Genomic DNA, 6891 nt, shown 5'->3' on the forward strand with positions numbered 1-6891 from the left:
TAACGACCGGCAGCTTGGTGTTTTGGTGCATAGTAGGTTATTTTTGCGCCAACTAACATCCCGTCTTCACGTAAGTAAGATCTATTTACGTGACGTTTAGCTGCGGTTAAATGATTCTGCGTAGCTTACAACTATCTGTATTTCAAACTGTTTTGTTTTTTCAATGCCTAATTTTTTTCTTATGTCAACTTACACCGATCAACAGATCCAGCAAGCTTTAGCCGATTGGCCGGTTCGCTTCAAGAAGTATGCCCAATCAGACAGTAGTCGGGCTATTCTTCAGATCATCACGTCCTTTGGGCCATTCATCGCCATCTGGGCTTTGATGTACCAGAGCCTGGAGTGGTCGTACGGTATTACCTGGGCTTTAGCCTTGTTGAACGCCTTCTTTACTGTTCGAATCTTTATTATCCAACATGATTGTGGCCACCGATCTTTTTTCAAAGACCAGCGTTGGAACCGGATTGTAGGTTGGATAGGGAGTATATTTACCTTTATTCCGTTCCAATACTGGGCACAGGTTCACGATTTTCACCATGGCCACAGCGGACAGCTAGAAGTACGCGATATTGGTGATATCCAAACCATGACAGCGAAAGAATACGCAGAGGCTACACCAAAGGAGCGTTTGGCTTACCGGATTTTCAGGATGCCGCTGATCACCTTTGTCGTTGGTCCAATGGTTTATTTACTGCGTAATAACAGATTCACGCTAGTGAAACTCCAGGGCTGGCAAAACAACCGGAAATGGTTGGCACTGAACAACCTGTTCCTGTTTGCAGCTTATGGCCTTGGAATGTGGGCGTTTGGCTGGAAAACGTTTTTGATGATTCAACTGCCTATCGTCTTCTTCTTTGCCATTATTGCTGTTTGGTTTTTCTTCGTACAGCATCAGCACGAGCTAGCTTATAAGCATTGGAAAGACAATTGGGATTACCTGCTGAGTGCGATCCGAGGTAGCAGTTTCTATAAGTTGCCAGGTTGGTTACATTTCCTTACGGGGAACATCGGTTACCATCACATTCACCACTTAAATAGTCGTATTCCTAGCTATAACTTGGTGCGTTGTGCAAAAGAAAATCCGGATTTACAGCAGTATGTAACTTCGGTAACCTTCTTTGAGAGTCTGCAATTCATGTTCCACAAACTTTGGGATGAGCAGACCGAACGCATGATTACCTTCAAAGAGTTCTATCAGCGTTACGAGCCGACAGCTAAGGCGTAAACTTACGTTTGAACTGTAAAAAAAGAAAGGGCTTCGGCCCGCTTGCCTATATCCTAAAAAGGAAGACAAGCGGGCCGAAGCCCTTTTTTATTTGCAAAATTGTATTGGTTATGGCATCACATTTTGGTAAAGGCTCAGGTTAGTTTCCTAACGAACCTGTTGTATACCGCTGGTCTCTCGATCAGCAGCATCAATTCCCCACCATAAACAGCGCATTGCTGAATAGGAAAGTGCCATTCTCCCAAAATCCGCGATAAAGTGGATTATCTACTAGGTATACGAGTTGTCCGCCGCCATGACGTTTTACGCCGTACACCAGGGTATTCTTCATCTTCTCTTTGGCATTGCTACCCACAAAACCACTGATCATAGGATCATCGCCGATAGTTCCAATATTCCAGCCATTATCCATAGGAGCGTAGGCCGAGGTACCTGTTTTAAGAGAAAAATAAGTCTCGTCTAATCCGAAAGCCAGTGGATGCGAGGTATCCATTTTTACACTGAAAATTGCGCCGGGGATGGCATCAGCAATACTGCGGCGTTCGGCACCGGCGTAGCTGTGATCTTGATGAGGAGCGCTGGGCTCATTGTCACTGGTAGCGCTTTTGTAGCTGAGGCCAAAACCAGACTGATCAACGAGAGAAGAAACTGCTGCTCCGATGGCAATCAATTTCCCTCCGCTACGTACCCACTTAGCAATGCTTTCACCAGCACCGTCATTCATCCGATAATAACCTTCGGGCAAAATTAAAATGTCGATATCCTCACCAGTCCAAGATTCCAAATCATCAGGGTAGTAAATGTGGATAGGGTAGTCAAGGCGCTGCTCAAAGAAATGCCAGACTTGCCCGGCCTCGTTAGAGTAGGTGCCTTCACCAGCTACCATTGCAACCCGAGGAGCCTCAAGTAGCATCATAGCCCCAGAACCAAAGTCAGGTCCATTGTCGGTGAAGCCGGTTGACACGCCCTTTAGTCGGATGTTATTAGTACCGGCAATCTCGCGAACGACAGCGTCGAAGTCTTCATTTTTTCGGTTATCTGCCCGAGTAATGACCAGCGTGCCGGCTTGGTACTCCTCTCCATTGAGCTGGAACGCCTTGCTGGCTGCTCTTACTTGTACCTCTGCTTTGAACAATTGAGCGAGAAAATGTGCCTCCTGGGTAGATTCCCAAGGAACCAAATAAGCATAAGGGCTTGGGTTGCTTCCCAGCTCGTTTTTATTAGCTGCTGGTTCGTAACCTTCTTTTACCGTTATGCGCGTAGTACTGGCAAATGCCTCCAGGCCATACGCATAAGGCAGACTCCAGGCGGTGATATCGTAAGTAAGAGAGTCTACCACCTCTGTCGTTGGGTCCAGTAAAACCTGGGTCAAGACCGAACGAGGTTGGTAAGCACTGATAACAAGGTCATTACTAGCAATGCTGATGCTTTCTTGTTTTCCATTTTGGTAATTATAGGCATTAACCTTGCTGGTACTTGCAGTACCGTATTCGATACCATTACGATCAAGAAACGTAAGGAGGGCCTCCATTCTTGGCTGCTGGTTATCACCCTTGATGATGTAAGTCTTGTAGGAACCGGTAGGAGTGTCAGCCGCTCGTTTGAAATAATCGGTAAACTTTTGTACCAAACGATCGGAACTTTTACTTGCAATTTCAATGGTACTCAAAGAGGTCGTTCGATGGTGAGCTACCCGATCATAAAGGGTAAGGGTATCGCTATTGGGAAGTAAAATAGCAGAACCACCCTTGCTGTGGCCACCTTGCTCGTAGGTCATCCCTATAGCGCCATTGAAAGTCGGATAAGTATCGCCGTAGCTAGGGTAGAGCAAGTCAAATACCTCGCGAGTGAAATAGAGCCAACCATTTTGATCGAAATATTTGGCGTGATTTTTTCCAATTTCTGTTTGGAAGTCACTCTGCCATTTTGTGATATAAGCGTGGAAAGGCTGTGCTGCTGGTGCGAAATAGTAAGGATTGTCAAACCACTGCTCGTGTAAATCGGCGTGGATATGTGGCATCCATTGGTGGTATTTTACAATTCGCTGCTGTGATTCTACCTGCGTCTGCCAGGCCCAGTCACGGTTGAGGTCAAACATATAGTGATTAGTACGACCACCGGGCCAGGGCTCGCGATGCTCGCGTACATCAGGAGTGATGTCACGGTCGGTTGTAGCTACTCCTCGATACCAGCTAGAGTAACGGGAATAACCATCTGGGTTGACAGAAGGATCGATGATGACGATGGTATTCTTGAGCCATTCCTGAGCTTCCTTGTTATTAGGATCAACAAGGTCATAAATGACGCCCATACTAGATTCTGCACCGGCAGCTTCATTACCATGTACACTATAACTAAGCCATACGATGGCCCGGTCAAGTGCGGGGTCAGGTGTACCTTCTTCTATACCTGCCCGACGAAGGTGATTCAGGCGGATGGCCTCAATTTGGTCCATGTTCTCCTGTGTAGAAACGACAGCAAGGAGTAATGGGCGTTGCTCATTGGTACGACCATATTCCTCGAGCTGAACGGTTTCGCTATTAGCAGCGACATGCTCGAAATAATCTACCAAAATATGGTGAGGAGTGAAGGTCTCTCCCAGGCGATGAGGGAGGAAGTTGTCAGGGCTTTGTACTTGCCCTATGAGTAATAAAGGTAAGAAGGCGATTAACAGCCCGACGGTATAGCGTTGTGATATCATCATGCAGTAATGAAATAAAAAATGATGTGAATACTCTTTCCTTAGAGGAAAATTTCACAATATTAGGAGATTATTAGTTTGGCTAAAGCCAATTTTACTAAATAAAGAGCTAAAATAGACATCCTGTGTTCAATACCATCATCTCCGCAGCAGAATTAGCACCAGAATTGGCAAATCCCAATTGGCTGGTCATTGATTGTCGCCATGATTTGGCCGATACGGAAAGCGGACGGCGAGCTTATCTGGAGGCTCATATTCCCGGCGCACGTTTCGCACATATGGATGAAGACCTCAGTGGGCCCATCATTCCTGGCACTACGGGCCGGCATCCTTTACCTTGTGTTACGGTGATGAAACAATTGTTTGGCCATTGGGGAATTAGTCCAACTACGCAGGTGGTTGTTTATGATGACAAACGCGGAGCTATTGCTGCTCGCCTATGGTGGATGCTTCGTTTTCTGGGGCACGATGCCGTGGCGGTGCTGGATGGTGGCTTGGCAAGCTGGGAAAAAGCAGGGTTGCCCCAAAACACAGAAGTTAAGAAATTGAACCCAGTGAACTTTGTAGCGAAAGCACAAGAAAATTGGATAAATGATGCGATGGCCGTGGATCAGTTGCGAGTGACACCTGGTGCCGTGGTCATAGATTCCCGCACACCAGAACGTTACCGCGGAGAAGTAGAACCTATTGACCCTGTAGCGGGCCATGTGCCCGGTGCCATCAATATGCCCTTTGCTGATAATTGGACGAGCGAAGGTTTGCTCAAGTCTCCGGAAGAATTACGTACCCGTTTTGCAGCGTTGCCAGAGGCAGAACAAACCACCTTCTATTGCGGATCTGGTGTAACGGCCTGTCATAATATCCTCGCCTATGCACACGCCGGGTTGGGCAATGCACGACTTTATCCGGGCTCTTGGAGCGACTGGATTACGGACGAAGGGAGAGAAATAAGTGTAGCGTAAGTTAAGTAAGGGGCATCATCATAACTGTTGAAAAAAAATGAACGAAACACTAAGGCAAAAAATAATCAGCGTTTGCAATGAAAAAATTGAGAAAAAGGGAGAAAATGTAGGGCTTTCCTTTTATGCTTTCTTTGCTAATAAAAATGATAATCCAACACTATTAATGGAAGCAGCCGAGTGGTGGATTATGACGCATAAATTAGATCACTTTGAGAAAGCGGTGAAAATTAGAACGATGGTACAAAACAACTTATGATAAAATTGAATACTCCAGGCATTTTACTTTTCTGCGTGATGATAATATTTTCGTCCTGCAAGGGGCAAAGCGTTCCAGACAACGAAAACCCTAGCCCTGAAAAAGAGAATGTTGTTTCCATCGCAGGTAAAGTGGTCTCAGAAATGGATAGCAGCGCAGTTCTTATTTACCAGGACCGCCAGGATAACTATTGGTTTGGAAGTAAAGAGAGCGGAGTGTACTGGCATGATGGTGAAACCATTACTCATTTTACAAAGAAAGATGGACTTTGCAGCTATTTCATCTTAGGGATGCAGGAAGATAAACTTGGTAATATTTTCTTTGATACACCGGAGTGCATCAACAAATTTGATGGTCAAAAAATATCAATTTTAGAAGTAGTAAACACCCCTTCTACCAAGAAGGAATGGAAGTTAGAACCGGATGATCTCTGGTTCAGAATGGGTTGGGGCAAAGGTGGGCCTTATCGGTATGATGGCGATTCATTATACTATCTAGAATTTCCTAAGGCTGATCTCGCGGATGCGTTTTACGAAAAATACCCCAATTCGTCTTACAACCCTTATGATATTTACTCTTGGTACAAAGACAGCAAAGGCCACCTTTGGTTTGGTACCGCATCGCTTGGCGTGTGCCGTTATGATGGCACATCCGTAAGCTGGCTTTATGAACAGCATTTGACGGAAACACCAAGTGGTGGTGATTTCGGTATTCGCTCAATTGTGGAAGACAAGAATGGTGATTTCTGGTTCTGTAATAGTCGCTATCGGTATGAAATATTACCAACCAGTACAGAAAGAAACGGTACTAATTATATCGACTACAAAAGAAAAAATGGTGTTGGTTATTCTGATAAAAATAAGGAAATAGATTACCCTTATTTTATGTCAATAATAGCCGCTGATGATGGCGACTTATGGATGTCTGGTTCCAGTACTGGTGTCTGGCGAAGTGATGGTGAAAAGCTCATCTATTATCCTATTGAGAATAAAAATACGGGAGCGTCGCTGGTTTCTATTTACAAAGATAACAAGGGGGAAGTATGGTTTAATGTGCCGAATAGTGGTGCATATCAATTCAATGGCAAAGTGTTTGAAAAGTTTCATTTTGCAAATGCCAAAAAATAGATCAGAGGTGCGATAGATTTTTCATCAACAAATGAGTGAAAGGCACGGTCAATGGTAAATTAGAAATAGCGTATGAATATCGTTATGAGTACGAGTATGATGATCAGAATCAGCTCATTGATAAAAAACGATAGCATGAAACAGCTCATTGAAAGAAACATGGTTTGGCTGGTTTTACTACTCATTTTGTGTGTGAAATGTTATGATTATTTAGTGCCTAGTACAAGTTGGGACTTGAACCGCGCAACAGGCTGGAGTTGGGATGTTAAAAATGTGATATGGTACATGTTTTTTTCTTCCAATCTTGTATACTTATCGGGTTATGCGATTACAAAATTATATAAGCGATACCATCTCTTTTATTGGTGCTTAGCACACCTTTTTGTCATGTTTGTTCTATTGATTTGGCCATTAAGTACAAGAAGCATAGAGTTTACCTACACGTTCAATATAGCAAGCGCAGTACTATTTGTGCTAAATATAATTACAAGTAAGCCTATCGCTACCAGAGACTAGTGTTCCTTTTCTTTTATTGGATAAAACTCCCTTTGAGGAAGTTTTTCAGGCGAGCCAGAAAAGTAGGAAGCTAGATGGAATGGTTTGGTTGGAAAAGCGTAGGC

The 6891-nt window shown here is 44.3% G+C and carries 5 protein-coding genes; 4 read left to right on the forward strand and 1 reads right to left on the reverse strand.

Annotated features, from left to right (window positions below):
* The first annotated feature begins 181 nt into the window (after positions 1-181).
* Positions 182-1225: a fatty acid desaturase gene (locus tag ACRBG0_RS15960; RefSeq protein ID WP_431487865.1), complete on the forward strand. Its 1044-nt coding sequence runs from the start codon at positions 182-184 to the stop codon at positions 1223-1225.
* Positions 1226-1415: 190 nt separating this feature from the next.
* Here ACRBG0_RS15960 and ACRBG0_RS15965 read toward each other — a convergent pair whose 3' ends face one another.
* Positions 1416-3929 (reverse strand): M14 family zinc carboxypeptidase, encoded by a 2514-nt coding sequence (locus ACRBG0_RS15965; protein WP_431487866.1) that lies wholly within the window; start codon positions 3927-3929, stop codon positions 1416-1418.
* Between the two features lie 122 nt (positions 3930-4051).
* Here ACRBG0_RS15965 and ACRBG0_RS15970 point away from each other — a divergent pair, with 122 nt between their 5' ends.
* The 3 genes from ACRBG0_RS15970 to ACRBG0_RS15980 are packed head-to-tail and all read left to right on the forward strand — an operon-like array spanning position 4052 to position 6271.
* Positions 4052-4888, forward strand: a complete 837-nt coding sequence (locus ACRBG0_RS15970) for a sulfurtransferase (protein ID WP_431487867.1) — start codon at positions 4052-4054, stop codon at positions 4886-4888.
* Positions 4889-4925: 37 nt separating this feature from the next.
* Positions 4926-5144 carry a DUF6500 family protein gene (locus ACRBG0_RS15975; protein ID WP_431487868.1) on the forward strand — a complete coding sequence of 73 codons (219 nt, stop codon included), beginning with the start codon at positions 4926-4928 and terminating at the stop codon, positions 5142-5144.
* Complete coding sequence (locus ACRBG0_RS15980; RefSeq protein WP_431487869.1) at positions 5141-6271, forward strand: ligand-binding sensor domain-containing protein; 1131 nt, start codon at positions 5141-5143, stop codon at positions 6269-6271. Before ACRBG0_RS15975 ends, ACRBG0_RS15980 begins: the two co-directional genes overlap by 4 nt.
* The last annotated feature ends 620 nt before the right edge of the window (positions 6272-6891 follow it).

The sequence above is a fragment of the Lewinella sp. genome (assembly GCF_050633125.1).
Classification (GTDB): Bacteria; Bacteroidota; Bacteroidia; order Chitinophagales; family Saprospiraceae; genus Lewinella.

Coding starts and splice junctions, on each gene's coding strand:
- ACRBG0_RS15965 (WP_431487866.1), bottom strand. CDS start 3,929: ATGATGATATCACAACGCTATACCGTCGGGCTGTTAATCGCCTTCTTA.
- ACRBG0_RS15975 (WP_431487868.1), top strand. CDS start 4,926: ATGAACGAAACACTAAGGCAAAAAATAATCAGCGTTTGCAATGAAAAA.
- ACRBG0_RS15980 (WP_431487869.1), top strand. CDS start 5,141: ATGATAAAATTGAATACTCCAGGCATTTTACTTTTCTGCGTGATGATA.
- ACRBG0_RS15960 (WP_431487865.1), top strand. CDS start 182: ATGTCAACTTACACCGATCAACAGATCCAGCAAGCTTTAGCCGATTGG.